Raw genomic sequence first — 17,300 nt, 5'->3', positions numbered from 1 at the left:
TTATACCGGGGTATTCATGATTTCCTGGTAGGCACTGAGCATTTTATTGCGCGCTTGCACACCGAAGCTAAAAGAAATTGAGGACTTCTGCATTGCTAGCATTACGTCATTTAATCCAATATCGCTACTGCCAGACATCCACTGCTGCGTCATTTCTTTCGCGTTAACCTGAGTTTCATTAATTTCATTGATACTATTGAATAAAATGTCAGAGAACGACGGCGTGTTTTTCAGCGCGGCAGGCTGGTTTCGGCTCATGCCGGCTATTTGCTGTGACTGAGTGTTAATTTGATCGAGTACGCCACGCATTAAAGTTGCTGACATTGTTGACTTCCTGAATTAATAAGGGAAAAGCACACATTTATTACATATCTTTTAAACGTTGATAGTTTAACACGTAGGCAAAATGGCCATAAAATCCAATAAGCGAACATTACTTTAAGCTTATTTATCCTTAAAAAATCGGCCTTTCAGACGATAATGCCCGCCTGAAAATTTCTCTTAATTTGAAATCGTCGTTATCAGCCCTGCGATATCACAGGCGCTGACGCGCATTATTGTGCGTGCTATTTCTTACAGGATCACGGCATGAGTGCCACATTAAATGATTTAACGAATAATCCGGCTGACCGAATTAAATCGGCTCTGTCATGGCTTCGCGCCAGCCCGAAGCTATCGCTGGTCATTTGCGCCGCGGCTGCCGTATCGGTATTAATTGCGCTTATGTTCTGGGCAAAAGAGCCAGGCTATCGCGTGTTGTTTAGCAATATCAGTGATGAAGACGGTGGGGCCATTGTTGCCCAGCTGTCGCAGATGAATGTCCCTTACCGCATCGACGCGCCGGGTGGCGCTATTCTGGTTCCTGAAGGGCAGGTCCATGAAGTGCGTATGAAGCTGGCCCAACAGGGGTTGCCAAAAGGCGGCTCCGTAGGGTTTGAACTGCTGGATAAGGAAAAGTTTGGTATTAGCCAGTTTAGCGAACAGGTTAATTATCAGCGGGCGCTTGAGGGAGAGCTGGCGCGTACCATTGAAAACCTGGGGCCGATCAGATCGGCGCGCGTTCATCTTGCCACACCCAAGCAGACGATGTTTGTGCGTGAGCAAAAACAGCCAACGGCTTCCGTTACCGTCAACCTGATTCAGGGGCGTACCCTGGATGAAGGACAGGTCATTGCCATTACCCATCTGATTTCCAGCGCCGTGACGGGGCTGACGGCAGAAAATGTCACTATCGTCGATCAGCGGGGTGAGCTGCTCACCCAAAGTGGTTTGCGCGGCCTGCAAACGTCACAGCTGAAGTACACCAGTGAGATCGAAAGTGATTACCAGCAGCGCATCCAGCGAATCCTGGCGCCGCTGGTGGGCAGCAAAAATATTCGCGCCCAGGTCACGGCGCAGATTGATTTTACCCAGCAGGAGCAGACGCAGGAGCAGTATCAGCCCAACGCCGATCCGCAAAAAATGGTGATTCGAAGCCGCCAGACGAGCCAGTCTGAGCAGGGTAATGGACGCGGCAATGGCGGCGTACCGGGCGCGCTGACGAATCAGCCGCCAGCGCCTGCCACTGCGCCACTTACGCAGCCGCTTGACAAGCCTGCCGCTCAAACCAGTACCGCTGGTACCGGAAATGACCGTTCACAGCCCTACAACAATCACAACGATGAGACCACCAATTTTGAGGTCGATCGCACGCTAACCCACATTAAAAATGCCATGGGGCGCATCGATCGTCTTTCAGTCGCGGTGGTGATAAACCATCTGCCGCAAGGCGCTGAGGGCAAGCCGGGTCCGCTGAGTGAGGCTGAACTGAACCGTATTAATGCTCTGGTTAAAGAGGCTGTCGGCTATACGGCCTCACGCGGCGATAGCGTCAATATTTTGAACTCGCCGTTTAACGGGGTTGAGGAAGAGGAACTCCCGCCATTCTGGAAACAGGATAAGTTTTATCAGTTGATGATGGCGATTGCGCGTTATCTGGTTATTGCGATTATCGCCTGGTTTATGTGGCGTAAGCTTGTTCATCCGGCCTGGATCCGCCATCAGGAAACCAGCCTGCGCCGCATGGAAATGGAAAAAGAGGCGCGTCAGGAAGAGCTGGCCGCCCGCAAGAAAGCGTCCGAAAAGGATGCGCGTGACCGCGCTCAGCAGCGTGTGGATACGGAACTTAACAGTCAGCAGCTGCGCGAACTGGCGGAACAAGAGCCGCGGGTTATTGCGCTGGTTATTCGTCAGTGGATGAATCAGGAGCTCAAATCATGAATGCCGCAGAGAAAAGCGCCATCGTTATGTTGACGCTGGGCGATGTCCTGGCCGCCGAAGTCTTTAAGCACCTAAACGCGCATGAGGTGAAGACCATCAGCAGTTCTATGGTCAACATGGCGGGGTTTACCCACGATCAAATGGCCTCCGTGCTGCGCGACTTTAAAAATGACTCAAGCGAGTATGCCGCGCTGAGCCTTAACACGAACGAGTATCTGCGCAGCGTGCTGGTCAAGGCGCTGGGTGAAGAGCGTGCGTCAACGCTGCTTGAGGATTTGCTGGATACCCACCAGGGTGGAAACGGGATCGAAACGCTCAACTTTATGGATCCGCTGGCGGTATTCGATCTGATTCGTGAAGAACACCCGCAAATTATCGCCACGATCCTGGTCCACTTAAAGCGTAACCAGGCGGCGGACGTCCTGAGCAAATTCGACGATCGTGAACGTAACGACATTATGCTGCGTATCGCCACCTTCGGCGGGGTTCAGCCCGCCGCGTTGCAGGAACTGACGGAGGTACTCAACGGCCTGCTCCACGGTCAGAATCTTAAGCGCAGCAAAATGGGTGGGGTGCGCCCGGCTGCGGAGATTTTAAACCTGATGAAATCCCAGCAGGAAGAGGCCGCCATTGAGGCGGTTCGCGATTTCGACAGTGAGCTGGCACAGAAAATTATCGACGAAATGTTCTTGTTCGAAAACCTGGTGGATGTCGAGGATCGCAGCATCCAGCGTCTGTTGCAGGAGGTGGAAAGTGAAACCCTTATCATCGCCCTCAAAGGAGCAGACGAAGCGCTGCGGGCCAAGTTCTTCCGTAACATGTCGCGCCGTCAGTCGGATCTGATGACCGAAGATCTGGCATCGCGCGGCCCGGTTCGTTTGTCACAGGTGGAAGCCGAGCAGAAGACTATTCTGAACATCGTTCGTCGCCTTGCGGAGACAGGGGAAATCATCATTGGAGGCAGCGACGATGCCTACGTTTGATGCCAATAGCGCCGCTCAGTGGCGCAGCTGGCAGCCTGAGGATCTGTTAAACGAAACGGTTGAAGTACCGTTGCAGACGCAGGATACCGGCCATTCTGACGCGCAGTTTAAGGCCGAGCTGGCACGCCTGCGTAAGCAGGCTGAGCAGCAGGGTATTGCTCAGGGATTGGCGCAAGGCAAAGAGGAAGGCCGTCGCGAAGGCTATGAGGCCGGGCTGAAGGAGGGGCGTGAGGCGGGTCTGGCGCAGGGGCTGGAACAGGCTCGTGACGAACGGCAGGCTTTACTGCTCCAGGCTGGAGAATGGGTGACGCAGTGCAAGCTTGCGCTTTCGAATCTCGATAGCCTTATTCCCGGACGTCTGGTTCAGCTGGCGCTGACGGCGGTACAGCAGCTGTACGGCACCCTGAGCGTGGCGGATAACCATGCTCTGCTTGCGCAGATCCGCCAGTTAATGAAGCAGGATACCCTGCTCAACGGCCCGACAGAACTGCATGTGAACCCGCAGGATCTGCCCATGGTCTCACAGGCGATCGGTGAGACGCTCTCCTCAATGGGGTGGTCCTTACAAAGCGATCCCCAATTGGCCGCAGGGGGATGTCGTGTGGTCACGCCGGACGTGGAGTATGACGCCACCATGGAAACGCGCTGGCAGTCTCTCTGTCAGCTCGCCCGAGAGGAATTGTCCCAATGAGCCAGCAGTTAAAAAACTGGCTCTCGGTCATGGATCGGGTGGAAGAGAAGCTCGGAGAGCTCCCGCGCTTTCGTCAGTACGGCAAGCTGACGCGTGCTACCGGGCTGGTGATGGAGGCCGTTGGCCTGAAGCTGCCGATAGGCGCGTTGTGCATTGTTGAACGTCAGACCGGGCAGGCTATTTTACCGGTCGAGTGTGAGGTGGTCGGGTTTAACGGTCAGACGCTCTATCTTATGCCGCTTGAACATGTTGACGGTATTCTTCCCGGCGCGCGCGTGTACGCGCCAGAGGCCGATAAGGGAGCGGGTAAACAGCTGCCGGTGGGGTTACACCTGCTGGGGCGCGTGCTTGACGCTCAGGGCCGCCCCCTGGATGGTCGTCCACCGGCGGGAAAACCCGTAGCCGGCCTGTTTACCCCCTCGTTTAACCCGCTTCACCGCGATCCCATCAAGTCCGTGCTCGATGTGGGCGTGAGGGCAATAAATGGCCTGCTGACGGTTGGCAGGGGACAGCGTATGGGCCTTTTTGCCGGCTCGGGCGTCGGTAAGTCGGTACTGCTCGGCATGATGGCCCGTTTCACCACCGCCGACGTCATCGTCGTCGGACTGATTGGCGAGCGCGGACGTGAAGTAAAAGATTTTATCGAGAACATTCTTGGCGAAGAGGGGCTCTCACGCCCGGTCGTGATCGCCGCACCTGCTGACGTCTCACCGATCCTGCGTATGCAGGGTGCGGTTTACGCCACCCGAATTGCTGAGGATTACCGCGATCGTGGGATGAATGTCCTGCTGATAATGGACTCTCTTACGCGCTATGCCATGGCGCAGCGTGAAGTGGCGCTGGCTATCGGTGAACCGCCGGCAACGAAAGGTTATCCACCGTCCGTCTTCGCGCGTCTGCCCGCACTGGTAGAGCGTGCGGGTAACGGTATGCGCGGCGGCGGATCGATAACCGCCTTTTATACGGTTCTGACCGAAGGGGACGATCAGCAGGATCCGATCGCCGATTCGGCGCGCGCGATCCTCGATGGCCATATCGTGCTTTCTCGTCGCCTGGCTGAGGCGGGCCATTATCCTGCTATTGATATTGAAGCCTCTATTAGCCGCGCGATGACGGAGCTAATTCCGCATGTCCAGTACCGCAAGGTTCAGCGTTTTAAGCAGCTGTTGTCGACCTACCAGCGTAACCGGGATCTGGTCAGCGTAGGCGCTTACGTGAAGGGCAGCGATCCGCTGCTCGACAGAGCGATAGACCAGTATCCTGCGCTGGAAGCCTTCCTGCATCAGGCAATACACGAGCGGAGCGGTTACGACGAGGCTATTGCCGCACTGAGCCAACTTTTCCCAGACATCGTTGAACAGGCGGGATAAAACGTGAAAGTGAATAATCCAATGGTCATGCTGCGTGACATGGCTCAGGAAAAGCTTACGGAGGCCACTCGCGCCCTCGGCAGCGTCCAGCAGACGCTTATGGCAGCCGTGGCCCAGCATGAACAGCTTCAGCACTATGAGCGCGAGTACCAGCAATCTTTGCGTCAGGGCCTGCTGGGCAGCGGTATGTCGATGGCGGATCTGGTTAATCAACAGTCTTTCATTTTGTCACTTAACCAGGTGGTGAAGCAGCACGAATCACATGTTTCCACCTGCGAACAAGCCGTGGATCGGGTCAAAGAGAAGTGGCTACAGAAAAAGCAGCGCCTTAATGCGTTTGAGACGCTCATCGATCGCCGCGAAGCGGCACTGGCTATGGCACAGAGCCGCCAGGAGCAAAAAATGATGGACGAATTCGCCCAGCGTGCCGGACAGAAAAGAGAAAGGCTATGAATATTGATATTACGGCTCTGCTGTCCGGCGGAGCGCCGACGAGAGCAGGCAAAGGAAAACTCATCGGCGAGGATTTTGCTCTCACGCTCGACGACAGGTTGGCGCAGATGGGACTGTTGTTACCTGGGCTGGACGTTCCGGCGCAGCTGTTGAGTCATGAAGGATACCCTCTCCCGCAGCCGGTTTTGCCGCCGGTAGCTGAGCCGGGGGAGAGTGACGACACGCTGGCGGAGGTCAGAATCAGCGCCTCTCCCGGTGATGAAAGCCCGCAATGGCAGCTTCAGCAGATAGTCACCCGCCAGGCGAGGGGCGCTACAGAGGCTTCGACCCTTGCTGATGCGACTCTGCCACGTGAAGAAGTAGCTGGCGAAAAGGCGCCTTTAACGATCCCTGTTGACGATATTAAGCTGAAGCCCGCCCGACGCGAAGATACCCCTCTCCAGATGCAGGCACAGGCGTTAGGGGGGAAAGCCCCGGACGCCAGCGCCGTGATGCCAGGCTTAACGGCTCATCAGGGAGACGCATCGCAGCACGCTACGTGCGATCCCACGGTTCAGAGCGTCGTGATGGAGCCATCAACGGCGCGACTGGTCAGTCAGCCTGTCTCACAGCAGGTGGTCAACGTCCGTTATCCGCTGGAGTCGCCCGAATGGAAACAGTCGGTGAGCCAACATATTGCCCTGTTCAGCCGCGACAATTTGCACAATGCGGAGATCCGCCTGCATCCTCAGGAGCTGGGCTCATTGCATATCTCTTTGCGCGTGCAGCAGGACCAGGCGCAGATCCATATCGTCAGCGAACATGCCCAGGTGCGGCAGATGATGGAGACTGCTCTACCGCACCTGCGGGCGGCTTTAGCGGAAACCGGGCTTCAGTTGGGCCAGGCGAGCGTGAGCCCCGATCGACCACATACTGGCGGTGGCGAGCAGGGACGTCATCCTTCCGGAGAGCAGCATACCGCTCAAGGTGCAGATAACGTGTTCGTGGACGAAGACACTGTGGCGGAATTATTAACATCGACGCAAGGAAATATATACGGCATTAACACTTTTGCCTGAATTGCTGAATTGCCGACAGGAATGAAATTTTATCTCCTGATTATTCTGCTGATTAAATGGACTACAATGTCCGCCGTATTTATCGAGGGGCAGGTTGCTGCCTCTCTTATTTTATTGGGTTTACGTAATGGGTAACAAAAATAAAAATGCTGCGGCTCGCGGAGGGTCGCGCTCGCTTCTATTAATACTAATGTTTCTGATTGCCCTCGCAGCCTGCTGTTTTTCAGGCTATCTGTTCTGGTCGGTGAAATATGCACACGTGCAGACGGACAACAATTCGAGAAGTGAGCACGAAGCCCCGGCGGTACAGCAAGTTGAACCGTTATACGTGTCGATGAATACCTTTACCGTTAGCCTGACCCCGACGCAGCACGAGTCGGATCGCGTGCTCTACATTGGTCTGTCCGTACGACTTGGCGATACGTCGTCCGTACAGGTGCTTGAGAAATTCCTGCCGGAATATCGCAGCCGATTGTTTATGCTGCTTTCTCAGCAAACGTATGAAACGCTCTCAACGGATGAAGGTAAACGCCAGCTGATTAGCAACATCAATAATGAGCTTAAAAAACCGCTGGCGTTCAACAAAAAGATTAACGTCACTGACGTTTTGATTAATGAATTTATTCTGCGGTAAACACAATGGCTGATAGTTTTTTATCACAGGATGAGATCGATCGCCTGCTCAATGCTGATACGGAGAGTCCCGATGACCTCCATGGAAGCATGGGAGATGCGGGGATAAAACCTTACGATCCAAATACTCAGCGACGCGTGATTCGCGAGCGGCTTCATTCTCTGGAAATTATTAACGAACGCTTTGCCCGTCAGTTCAGGATGGGGCTATTTAACCTGCTGCGCCGCAGTTCAGATATTACGGCGGGAAATATCAAGATCCAGCCGTATCATGAGTTTGCCCGCAATTTACCGGTGCCAACTAACCTGAACCTGCTGCACCTTAATCCCCTGCGTGGGACCGCGCTGATGGCATTCTCCTCCGGTCTGGTATTTATGGCCGTGGATAACCTGTTCGGCGGAGACGGGCGTTTCCCGACGAAGGCAGACGGGCGGGAATTTACCCCAACCGAGCAGCGGGTGATCCACCGTATGCTGACAATGGCACGCGAGGCGTATGAGTTTGCCTGGGGCTCTATTTATAAAATTAAGACGGAATACATCCGTTCAGAGATACAGGTGAAATTTACCAATATTACCTCTTCACCAAACGATGTTGTTGTCACCACGCCTTTCTCCGTGGAAATCGGCTCGCATCGCGGGGAGTTCAATATTTGTATTCCCTTCAGCACGATAGAGCCTCTGCGTGAACTGTTAAGCAATCCGCCAATGGATAATTCGCGCCATGAGGATTCTGAGTGGCGCAGCATGCTGGCAAGCCAGATGCGTGAAACCGAGCTGGAGCTGGTGGCGCAATTTGCCGACATCAACACGCGGTTGTCAAACGTCATGAAGATGAAAAAAGGCGACATTATCCCACTGGATAAGCAGGAGTTTATAGAAGCGAACGTCGGCAGCGTGCCGGTATTTACCGCGAAATATGGCTCTGTAAATAATCAATATGCTCTGAAGGTCGATCGGATGAATCAGCCAGCATTAAAATCTTTCAATAAGGAGTGATTTCCCCATGAGCGACATGAATAACTCGTCGGGATCTGAAGATAAGTCTATGGACAATCTTTGGGGTGAGGCGCTGAACGAGCAGAACGCTGCGGGAAGTACAGAGCAAACGGCGGTTCCTCAGTTTTCTGAAGAGATGAACCTGATTCTGGATATCCCTGTCAAAATGACCGTTGAGCTGGGCCGCACAAAAATGACTATCAAGGAGCTGCTGCGCTTAAGCCAGGGCTCGGTGGTTTCGCTTGACGGTCTGGCGGGTGAGCCGCTTGATATTCTGATCAATGGTTACCTTATTGCCCAGGGCGAAGTGGTGGTCGTGTCCGATAAATTCGGGATTCGTATTACCGATATCATTACCCCATCCGAGCGAATGCATCGCCTGAGCCGCTAATGAACGCAGCACAACCTCCTTTTGCCGCAGGGAGCACGAACGTGCTCTCTGGCGGCGCAATCGCGCTATCGGTTATCGGTACGCTCATGCTCATTATTATGCTGATGGTACTGCTGGCGTGGATCGCTCGCCGCAGCGGGTTGGCGCGTTGCACCCGCGAAAGCCCGGCTGCGGTATCGCTGGTGGCAAGTAAACCTCTCGGCTCGCGCGAACGGCTGGTGGTGGTTGACGTGGGCGAACAGCGTCTGGTGCTGGGTGTTACCCCAACCCACATTAGCTGTCTTACCGTACAGGTTAGGCCAGAGGTGCCTGAGCAGGCGACTCCTTCAGCGGCTTTCCCCGCCATGCTGGATAACTTTCTTCATAAATACCGTTCGGGTGGTGAGCAAAAATGAACCGTCTGTTGATTGCCCGTGCTGCGACGGGGGTTGGTCTGCTGCTGCCCGTCGCCTCTGCGCTCGCCGCTAACGGCGACATTACGCTGGCCAGCTCGCCGGGGAGCGCTGGCTGGACGCTACCCATCCAGACGCTATTGTTGCTCAGTGGATTCACGTTCATCCCTGCGGTACTGCTGATGATGACTGGCTTTACGCGTATCGTTATCGTGCTGGGATTGATGCGCAACGCGCTTGGTACGCCGACCGCACCGCCAAATCAGGTATTAGTGGGACTGGCTCTGTTTTTGACCTTTTTTGTGATGTCGCCAGTGCTCAACCAGATCTATGAACAGGCATGGCAGCCGTTGCAGGCCAATAAAATCACCATGGAAACGGCCCTAAAGGAAGGCGTAAAACCGCTGCGGGCCTTTATGCTTGAGCAGACGCGTGAAGCCGATCTGGCGATGTTTGCCCGCATTGCTAAAACGCCGACCCTTACCGGCCCGGAGGACGTGCCGTTGAGTATTCTGGTGCCTTCCTTCGTCACCAGCGAGCTGAAAACCGCCTTCCAGATTGGTTTTACCATCTTTATTCCGTTTTTGATTATTGATTTGGTGGTGGCCAGCATTCTGATGGCGCTGGGGATGATGATGGTTCCGCCAGCGACAATTGCGCTGCCTTTTAAGCTGATGCTGTTCGTGCTCGTGGATGGCTGGCAGCTGCTGGTCGGTTCGCTTGCACAAAGCTTTTACTCATAGGAGCCTGGTATGACCCCCGAAAGCGTCATGGTATTGGGCATGGAAGCTATCAAGGTTGGGCTAATGATTGCGGGGCCGCTGTTGCTGGTCGCGCTGGCAACCGGTCTGATTATCAGTATTCTTCAGGCCGCGACGCAGGTGAACGAAATGACCATGACCTTTATCCCTAAAATCCTGATGATCGTGGGTGTCGGCGTACTGCTCGGTCCGTGGATGATGAAAATCTTTATTGAATACACGCGCATGTTGTTCGCCAGCATTCCTTACGCCATCGGCTAATGATTTTTAATCTTCCCCTTGAGCAGCTTTACGCCCTGATAAGCCATTACTTTTTGGTCATGGTGCGTATCTCGGCGCTTCTGCATGTTGCGCCAGTCTTTAGCGAAAAAGCGATCAGCGCCCGCCTGCGTGCGGCATTGGCCTTAACCCTCGCGCTGCTGCTGGGCGGGCTGGTTTCTGACGCGGATATAGGACTTTACTCCTGGGCGGGCGTCTGGACGATGGCTAAGCAGGTGCTTATCGGCGCCGCGATGGGGCTGACGATGCAACTGCTGTTTGCCGCCGTTCGCCTGGCGGGCGAGATCATTGGGATGCAGATGGGACTCTCGTTTGCCACCTTCTTCGACCCGGGCAGCGGTAACAGCCCGGTGATCGCTCGCCTGCTAAACATGCTGGCGATGCTGCTCTTTCTGGTGTTTAACGGCCATCTGTGGTTGCTTTCGCTGCTTGCAGAGACATTCGAGGCTCTCCCCATTAACTCAGAACCGCTGCATGCTGGCGGGATGTTTTACCTCGTTAATCATGCCGGACTCATCTTCAGTCAGGGACTGATCCTGGGCCTCCCGGTGATAGCCCTGCTGCTGAGCATAAACATGGTGCTTGCGCTGCTAAACCGTCTTACCCCGCAGCTCTCGATCTTTGTAGTAGGGTTCCCGCTCACGCTGACCTTTGGCATGCTGGCACTGTTGCTCATCGACGAAACGCTGGCTCCATTTTTTGAACGTCTTATGAGCCACGGCTTCGAGATCCTGAGCGGGTTACTACAGGCGCTGGTTTGAGGGCTTAATTCGTGCAGGCTATCCGTACTACCGTCTCCGTTCCCGATGCCAGGATGCTGTTTTCCAGCAAATAGAGGGAACTGGTGGAGGTTTCGCCGCTCTTAAGCTGCGGAAAAATATAATCCGTCACCTCTTTTTCGTTGCTTTGATCGCCCAGCCGACGGGCGTGGCTAAGCATCGTCAGATGCAGCAGGTTGCCGGAGAAGGACATGGTATAATTCACGCTGCGCTGTACGGGTGAAGCTTGCCCTACGCGTTTTCCGTCCTGAAAATGGCGGATGTTACCGATATAGGTCGTGTGTCCCTCATGAAGTCCATCGCGGTATGAGCGATAAATTCCTCGCGCCAGCGTCACGTTGTTTTCGTCCTTGATAGTGTAAAACGAGGCTGGGGCAAAGCACGTCTGTCTCAGCGGCGACGTGGCGATCGTGTACCCGATTGTTAACGCTAAACCTGTCATCAGACCGCCAGCAAAGAGGATCTGCGGGCGTTTAATAAAGATGAAAATAGAACGATTCACAGTCATTCTTTTGCTCCTGAATGGGTTTTTGACAGGCAATAACTGCCTGATATTTATCTATCTTTCCCGTACCGGTAGTGATGTATAAAATTTTACCCGGTCTGTAATGGACGCGTCTTTCCAGCACATATTCGCTATAGGTGTGCAGCGTTGCCTGGATAAGTTCTGTTTGGCTTATTCGGTTTTTTTGCACCATCACGATATGGCCGGGGGGGATCCCTTCTCCCTGCCAGAGGATAAACTCGATGCTCTGCGGGCTGGGGACAAACGCATTTTTGACGGACAAGGCAATAAGAATACCGATCAGCATGCCGCAGACCGCGAACGCAGCGCTTCGCAAAAGCCTTTTTCGACGCGGTGCTGGCGTAGCGGAGGGGGGAGAAGGCGTAGCCTCCACCAGCATTTCAGGCGGCAGTGGTGGGGGGAGGATCTCAACGCTTTCAGCCGAGGGTTCCGGCGGGCTCTCTTCACGAATAATCAGGCGATAGCCGCTTCGCGTTACGGCAACCAGCGCAATAGCATCCTGCATCTCTAGCGAGGCCAGCGCTCGTCGAAGCTTGTTCACCATAACGCGCACGCTATTATCCGTGACCTCAACGCCAGCGCTACGCCAGCCGATATCCATTAACTGTTCCTGAGACAAAATTTGTCCCTGCGCTTCCACCAGGGCGGCAAGGCAGAGGCAGGCGCTGGCAGGCAGCGTCACGCACTCGCCGTCGCGCGTTCGTGTTAGTAACCTCGTGTGTAAATCCAGCGTCACTAACGATCCAATCGCAATGTAATTGACCATAATATCTTGATACTTCGTAATGAAAGATAAGGTGAATTGAATGGGTATTTATGTTAATTGGGTAAAGTCTTTTCGTTAACAATGCGCAACAATTTCGGGCTACCTAAGGCTTATATCGCAACTATTCGCGGATCGCTAAAGGTAAATTTCAACGATATTAATGTTATTAATGCCGATGTTAAAAATGGCCAGGCCTCGGTTGGCGTATTTGTGTGATAAATAAAGTAAATGCCCTCCCATTTTGATGCGCATGCGGTGATTCCTCTCGCTGAACCTGGCGGCACGATAGCAGTGGGGTGACGCTTATATTCCTATTTTTCTGAGGCTTAGTACGTGAAGGGCAATGACTGACGGGCATTTGCTGACTGCTCAAGTTAGATAAGCTAAACGCTTAAAAATGTATAAGTAACAGGAGGGAATTTCTCCTTTTGCACGCTGTGCAGCGAAAACGATTTTAACATTAAATATCGGCAGTCGCTATAAATGAGTTGGTTAATTTTATCTCACTGGTCATATCATTTAAACAATGTTGAGATGAGCTGTTTAGCGGAAGGTTGCGTTCATAATAAATAAACGAGATGCGTTCGTTCTTTCATTTCGTATTCAATGGCCCTTTACGCATGCTATTTATGGTCGATTACCGATTGTCTCCAAATAGGATAAACGCGTTTTTATATTGTTTTGCGAGACCTTTTTAACCATATTATTTGTAATGTTTTTGGTTGGTTGTGACTTGCCTGACAGACGGTCAGGGCAGGGGAGAAGGATTGAGGACGATTAGCGAGGTTCAAAACGAAAAAAGCCCTCCGACAGGGAGGGCTAACGCGCAATAAATACGCGTAAAATGTTGAGGCTTTTCGGGATTAGCGCAGCAGGCTCAGAACGTTCTGAGGTACCTGGTTAGCCTGGCTCAGAACGGATACGCCGGCCTGTTGCAGGATGTTAGAACGGCTCATTGCGGACACTTCCACGGAGAAGTCAGCATCCTGGATACGGGAGCGGGCTTCGGTGGTGTTGATAACAGTGGTGTTCAGGTTCGCGATGATAGAGCTGAAACGGTTCTGAATCGCACCCAGGTCAGCCTGGAAGTTAGTCACTTCAGTCAGGGCTGCATCCAGGTTACCCAGCAGGTCGTCGGCTGCGGCAGCGTTAGCGGCGGTGTTGATGAACGCGGAGTTCGCTGCGCCTGCATCCGCAACGGTAGGGGCAGTTGCGTTATCTGCGAAGGTCAGCTCTTTCACCACGGTGTTACCGCTTGCGTCGGTGCTCTGCGCGAAGTATTTGGTGTTTGCACCGTCTTTCACGGAGAACAGCTGCATGTTGCTGTCAGCAGCGTCAGCGCCAAAGGCCGCGTTGGAGATATCGTCCAGTTTAGCCTGATCCAGCGTCACTTCAGAGCCATCCTGAGCTTTGAAGGTCGCGCCTTCTTTCAGCTTGGTGGCATCGCTCAGTGTAGATGGACCGTTCAACAGGATATCGGCATCCAGCGCGCTGACTTCCGTTGCGGCGCCAGCAGGTACAGCACCGTCAATGATCGCATTGCCAGCACCATCATCCTTGAAGGTGATGGCAGAGGTATCCAGTTTAAACATTTTGTCGGCAGTTTTATCGTACGCGAAAGCTTCACCATCAGCTACGTACAGCTCGACGTCGCCTGCTGCTGCGCCCACTGCCGTTTCAATTGCGGTGATGTCAGCTGCGTCAACTTTCCAGTTACCGGCAGTTGTGCTGATACCCGTATCGTCGCCCGCTGCTTTCGCAGTGGCTGCCTTGGTGTACTGGCTGGTGGCGCCCGCAGAGCCGGCAATTTTATCGAATGCAGCAGTGAAGCCGTCCAGACCCAGAGAGTCGATGTCCAGTTTCTTCAGATCGATGTCGATGGTCTGGCCATCTTTGTCGCCAATCTGGATGGTCAGTTTATCTTTGGAGCCATCGAGAACGTTAACGCCGTTGAAGTTGGTGGTTTCAGAAATACGTTTGATTTCGTCCAGACGTGCAGAGATCTCTTTTTTAATGGAGTCACGGTCGTCAGAGGAGTTAGTACCGTTTTTTGCCTGAACGGTCAGTTCACGGATACGCTGTAAGTTCTCGGTTACTTCTTCCAGCGCGCCCTCGGTGGTCTGCGCCAGGGAGATACCATCGTTGGCGTTACGTGCTGCCTGGGTCAGGCCGCGGATAGAAGAGGTGAAGCGGTTAGAGATCGCCATACCTGCTGCATCATCTTTCGCACTGTTGATACGCAGACCGGAAGAGAGACGCTGAATTGCAGTACCCAGAGAAGTCTGAGATTTGTTCAGGTTGTTCTGAGCCATCAAGCTCAATGCGTTAGTATTAATGACCTGGGCCATATCAATATCCTTTTAAATAAAGTAACGACGGCATTCGCCAGTTAAATATGCGATGTCTGTTGCGCATACTGAATTAATCGGATGAAAAGGAAATGACTAAATTATTTTTTCATAATTTTTTATATTCCAGGAAAAGCATTCACAAGTGATGGCAATTCTCCCGATTACCACAGTCAATAGCCTGATAAGCGTGTAAGAGTGTATTAATGTGGTGGTTTCGTTGTCGCCTGAACTGTAAAAAATTAAACTTTATGGCCGAAACCCCGATGATATCGCTATATCTATCTTCACTGTAACAGGAATACAAATCATGGCTTCGTTCTCTATGTCAGGCCTCGGCGGCTCCGGGTTAGATATTGAAAGTATGATTTCGCAGCTCCAGGTAGCTGAGAATAAAAAATTAAACCCCTATTTGCAGAAGCAGAGCAATTATGAAGGACAAACTTCCTCCTGGGGTAAAATCTCCAGCAGTCTGGATGCGGTGAAAACGGCGCTGAAAAAACTGGAGGATGAAGGGTTCAACGGGGTCAGCATTGGCACCAACAAGGCATTTAACGCAACGGCAGGTAAGGGAGCGATCCCGAATAGTTACTCGGTCCAGGTTGAGCAGTTAGCAAAAGCCAATAAAGTGGGGACGGCACCGCAAAATGCGAACGACACCCAGCTGGGTGACGGCGCCGGTCCGCGTACGGTGACCATCACCGCAGGCAAAGGCAAGCCGATGGAGGTGGAGCTGAAAGATGATGAAACCTCTCTGGTACAGATTGCTAAAAAAATTAATGCTAAAAATGGCGATGTTACCGCGACGGTAATGCCTGCCGAAGATGGCAAATATCAGCTGGTCGTGACGTCGAAAAAGACCGGCGAAGATGGCGAAATTAGCATCAGCGTAAGCGGCGACAGTAAGCTGGCAAAAGTGCTGGATTACGACCCGGCAGTCACGCCGGGGGCAGATAATGCCCGGGAGATTACGCCGGCGCAGAATGCCATTGTCTACGTTGATGGTACGAAGATTGAACGCAGCTCCAATACCATTTCTGACGCCATTGACGGGATCACCCTCGATCTGCGCGAGGTCTCAGAAAAAGATCCTGACGACGCATCAAAACTGAAATCAGAAACACTGTCGATCACCGCCGACACCTCTAAGGTTAAAAGCCTGATTGAAGAGTTTGTGAATGTCTATAACGCCTATCTTAGCGCAGCATCCAGCGCCAGTGTATACAACGAACCGGAAAAGACGACCGGCGATGAACTGCCGCAGGCCAATGCGTCAAACGGCGCGCTTTTCGGTGACGGTACCCTGCGCCGTTTGACCAGCCAAATGAAGTCCGCTGTCGCCGGGAGCTATGGCGATGCCGACGATCTGTACAAATCTCTGGGTGCGCTCGGTATCGAGGTGAAGTTCAACGAAACCAAACCCGGCGAGGAGCGTACCGGGACCCTGGGCATACTCACCATCGACAATAAAAAGCTCGACGAAGCGCTGAAGAAAAATCCAAAGGAAGTGGAAGCTCTGTTTTTAGGCACCGGCTCAACGGGCGGGATCAAGGATCGCATGGAGGAGGTGTTCACCACCTATCTGGGCGATAACGATTCGATCCCGAAGGTTGAAGGGGCGATCTCCACCGCTCTCAAGGGGGTAAAGGAACAAAATACCCGCGTTGAAAAACAGATAGCCCGCATGCAGGAACGCATTCAGGACAGCCTTGACCGCAGCCGTAAGGAATTCCAGCGTCTCGACCAGGCCCTGACGCAAATGAACAGTACGAGCCAGCAGCTTCAGTCCGCGCTGCTTGGGATCATGGGTTAAACTTAACGCATCCGGGCAGGCCAACTGCCCGGCAGGAACCGAAGATGTACACCAAAACGGGCAACAGCGCCTATTCCTCCGTCTCTCTGGACAGCCAGATTGCTGGCGCCACCCCGCACCAGCTCATCGTTTTGCTCTACGACGGAGCAATCAATGCCATGCGTCGCGCCGAGATCTACTTCCAGTCTGGAAACATCGCTCGCCGGGGTGAGATGATCTCCCGTGCAATCAACATTATTGATAATGGCCTGCGCGCCGGGCTTAACCATGAGGTTGGGGGACAGATTGCCGCCGATCTGGAGCGACTGTACGAGTATATTTCGCGCTCTCTGCTGGAAGCGAACCTTAATAAGTCCGGGGAAATGCTCCCGCATCTTATCTCACTGATGGTGGATATGGCCGAGACGTGGAAAGCCATCGACCCACAGGCGCGTCAGGTGAAGCATGGCTGATAAACTCACGCGGCAAATCGCCCTGATGTTGCAGAGTAACGAACGTCTACAGCAGTTAGCAGACGAGGAGGCGTGGGAGTACTTTAATGAAGAGGTTGCAGCCTACGCCCGGGGTATGCAGGCGCTCTGTGAGTTCAATCTCTCGCCGCTTGCTGAAGACGTCCGCGCACAGCTTGCGCAGCTTCTTGCCCAGGACGAACGTCTGCGCCAGCGGATGTCTGTCCGGCTAGGTCATCTCAGCAATAACATTTCTGCTCTACTTAAATCAAACGCGTCTGCCCAGGCATACCACACTGTCTGACGCTCCCGCCCCTGATGGCGGGAGCGTGTCCCGCCTCAATCCCTCT

20 protein-coding genes are annotated in these 17,300 nt (G+C 53.4%); 16 read left to right on the top strand and 4 right to left on the bottom strand.

The window, feature by feature from the left end; genetic code table 11:
• Entirely contained in the window at window positions 1–324 is a 324-nt protein-coding gene (gene fliE / locus O1721_RS21215; protein WP_020480519.1) for a flagellar hook-basal body complex protein FliE, read from the bottom strand.
• Window positions 325–588: 264 nt separating this feature from the next.
• On the opposite strand from fliE, the gene fliF reads away from it, so the two are divergent.
• From fliF to fliR, 13 genes are all read left to right on the top strand, one after another.
• Window positions 589–2,259 (top strand): flagellar basal-body MS-ring/collar protein FliF, encoded by a 1,671-nt coding sequence (gene fliF, locus O1721_RS21210; protein ID WP_032649237.1) that lies wholly within the window; start codon window positions 589–591, stop codon window positions 2,257–2,259.
• Entirely contained in the window at window positions 2,256–3,242 is a 987-nt protein-coding gene (gene fliG / locus O1721_RS21205; RefSeq protein WP_015571619.1) for a flagellar motor switch protein FliG, read from the top strand. Before fliF ends, fliG begins: the two co-directional genes overlap by 4 nt.
• Window positions 3,229–3,933: a flagellar assembly protein FliH gene (locus O1721_RS21200; protein ID WP_017692817.1), complete on the top strand. Its 705-nt coding sequence runs from the start codon at window positions 3,229–3,231 to the stop codon at window positions 3,931–3,933. The genes fliG and O1721_RS21200 overlap by 14 nt, the downstream gene beginning before the upstream one ends.
• Window positions 3,930–5,303, top strand: coding sequence for a flagellar protein export ATPase FliI (fliI, locus tag O1721_RS21195; protein WP_032649235.1), 1,374 nt, complete (start codon window positions 3,930–3,932; stop codon window positions 5,301–5,303). The genes O1721_RS21200 and fliI overlap by 4 nt, the downstream gene beginning before the upstream one ends.
• 21 nt (window positions 5,304–5,324) lie before the next feature.
• Entirely contained in the window at window positions 5,325–5,756 is a 432-nt protein-coding gene (fliJ, locus tag O1721_RS21190; RefSeq protein ID WP_032649234.1) for a flagellar export protein FliJ, read from the top strand.
• Complete coding sequence (locus O1721_RS21185; RefSeq protein ID WP_032649231.1) at window positions 5,753–6,814, top strand: flagellar hook-length control protein FliK; 1,062 nt, start codon at window positions 5,753–5,755, stop codon at window positions 6,812–6,814. Before fliJ ends, O1721_RS21185 begins: the two co-directional genes overlap by 4 nt.
• A 127-nt stretch (window positions 6,815–6,941) precedes the next feature.
• Window positions 6,942–7,448, top strand: a complete 507-nt coding sequence (gene fliL / locus O1721_RS21180; RefSeq protein ID WP_032649229.1) for a flagellar basal body-associated protein FliL — start codon at window positions 6,942–6,944, stop codon at window positions 7,446–7,448.
• 5 nt (window positions 7,449–7,453) lie between these two features.
• Window positions 7,454–8,446, top strand: a complete 993-nt coding sequence (gene fliM, locus O1721_RS21175) for a flagellar motor switch protein FliM (protein ID WP_015571613.1) — start codon at window positions 7,454–7,456, stop codon at window positions 8,444–8,446.
• A gap of 7 nt (window positions 8,447–8,453) precedes the next feature.
• Window positions 8,454–8,837 carry a flagellar motor switch protein FliN gene (fliN, locus tag O1721_RS21170; RefSeq protein WP_015571612.1) on the top strand — a complete coding sequence of 128 codons (384 nt, stop codon included), beginning with the start codon at window positions 8,454–8,456 and terminating at the stop codon, window positions 8,835–8,837.
• The gene (gene fliO, locus O1721_RS21165; RefSeq protein WP_023295289.1) at window positions 8,837–9,232 is read left to right on the top strand and encodes a flagellar biosynthetic protein FliO; all 396 of its coding nucleotides are present in this window, start codon (window positions 8,837–8,839) and stop codon (window positions 9,230–9,232) included. The genes fliN and fliO overlap by 1 nt, the downstream gene beginning before the upstream one ends.
• Window positions 9,229–9,972: a flagellar type III secretion system pore protein FliP gene (gene fliP, locus O1721_RS21160; protein ID WP_015571610.1), complete on the top strand. Its 744-nt coding sequence runs from the start codon at window positions 9,229–9,231 to the stop codon at window positions 9,970–9,972. The genes fliO and fliP overlap by 4 nt, the downstream gene beginning before the upstream one ends.
• A gap of 9 nt (window positions 9,973–9,981) precedes the next feature.
• A complete protein-coding gene (fliQ, locus tag O1721_RS21155; RefSeq protein WP_017692822.1) occupies window positions 9,982–10,251 on the top strand; it encodes a flagellar biosynthesis protein FliQ in 270 nt (89 codons plus the stop codon).
• Entirely contained in the window at window positions 10,251–11,030 is a 780-nt protein-coding gene (gene fliR / locus O1721_RS21150) for a flagellar biosynthetic protein FliR (protein WP_017692823.1), read from the top strand. The genes fliQ and fliR overlap by 1 nt, the downstream gene beginning before the upstream one ends.
• A 4-nt stretch (window positions 11,031–11,034) precedes the next feature.
• On the opposite strand, the gene O1721_RS21145 is transcribed toward fliR, so the two are convergent.
• The 3 genes from O1721_RS21145 to O1721_RS21135 form a co-directional block, all read right to left on the bottom strand.
• Window positions 11,035–11,556 (bottom strand): hypothetical protein, encoded by a 522-nt coding sequence (locus O1721_RS21145; protein WP_015571609.1) that lies wholly within the window; start codon window positions 11,554–11,556, stop codon window positions 11,035–11,037.
• Complete coding sequence (locus O1721_RS21140; protein ID WP_032649227.1) at window positions 11,522–12,340, bottom strand: winged helix-turn-helix domain-containing protein; 819 nt, start codon at window positions 12,338–12,340, stop codon at window positions 11,522–11,524. Before O1721_RS21140 ends, O1721_RS21145 begins: the two co-directional genes overlap by 35 nt.
• An 863-nt stretch (window positions 12,341–13,203) precedes the next feature.
• Window positions 13,204–14,688 carry a flagellin N-terminal helical domain-containing protein gene (locus O1721_RS21135; RefSeq protein ID WP_032649226.1) on the bottom strand — a complete coding sequence of 495 codons (1,485 nt, stop codon included), beginning with the start codon at window positions 14,686–14,688 and terminating at the stop codon, window positions 13,204–13,206.
• Between the two features lie 310 nt (window positions 14,689–14,998).
• Between O1721_RS21135 and fliD the strand changes: the two genes are divergently transcribed.
• The 3 genes from fliD to fliT are packed head-to-tail and all read left to right on the top strand — an operon-like array spanning window position 14,999 to window position 17,254.
• Window positions 14,999–16,501, top strand: a complete 1,503-nt coding sequence (gene fliD, locus O1721_RS21130) for a flagellar filament capping protein FliD (protein WP_032649223.1) — start codon at window positions 14,999–15,001, stop codon at window positions 16,499–16,501.
• 44 nt (window positions 16,502–16,545) lie between these two features.
• Window positions 16,546–16,953, top strand: coding sequence for a flagellar export chaperone FliS (fliS, locus tag O1721_RS21125; RefSeq protein ID WP_017692827.1), 408 nt, complete (start codon window positions 16,546–16,548; stop codon window positions 16,951–16,953).
• Window positions 16,946–17,254 (top strand): flagellar protein FliT, encoded by a 309-nt coding sequence (fliT, locus tag O1721_RS21120; RefSeq protein ID WP_023295285.1) that lies wholly within the window; start codon window positions 16,946–16,948, stop codon window positions 17,252–17,254. Before fliS ends, fliT begins: the two co-directional genes overlap by 8 nt.
• Window positions 17,255–17,300 lie beyond the last annotated feature (46 nt).

Source organism: Enterobacter cloacae complex sp. HYC033_NIDB (assembly GCF_056673335.1).
The sequence above is the reverse complement of the archived record's forward strand: the minus strand, read 5'-3'. Positions and strand labels throughout refer to the sequence as shown.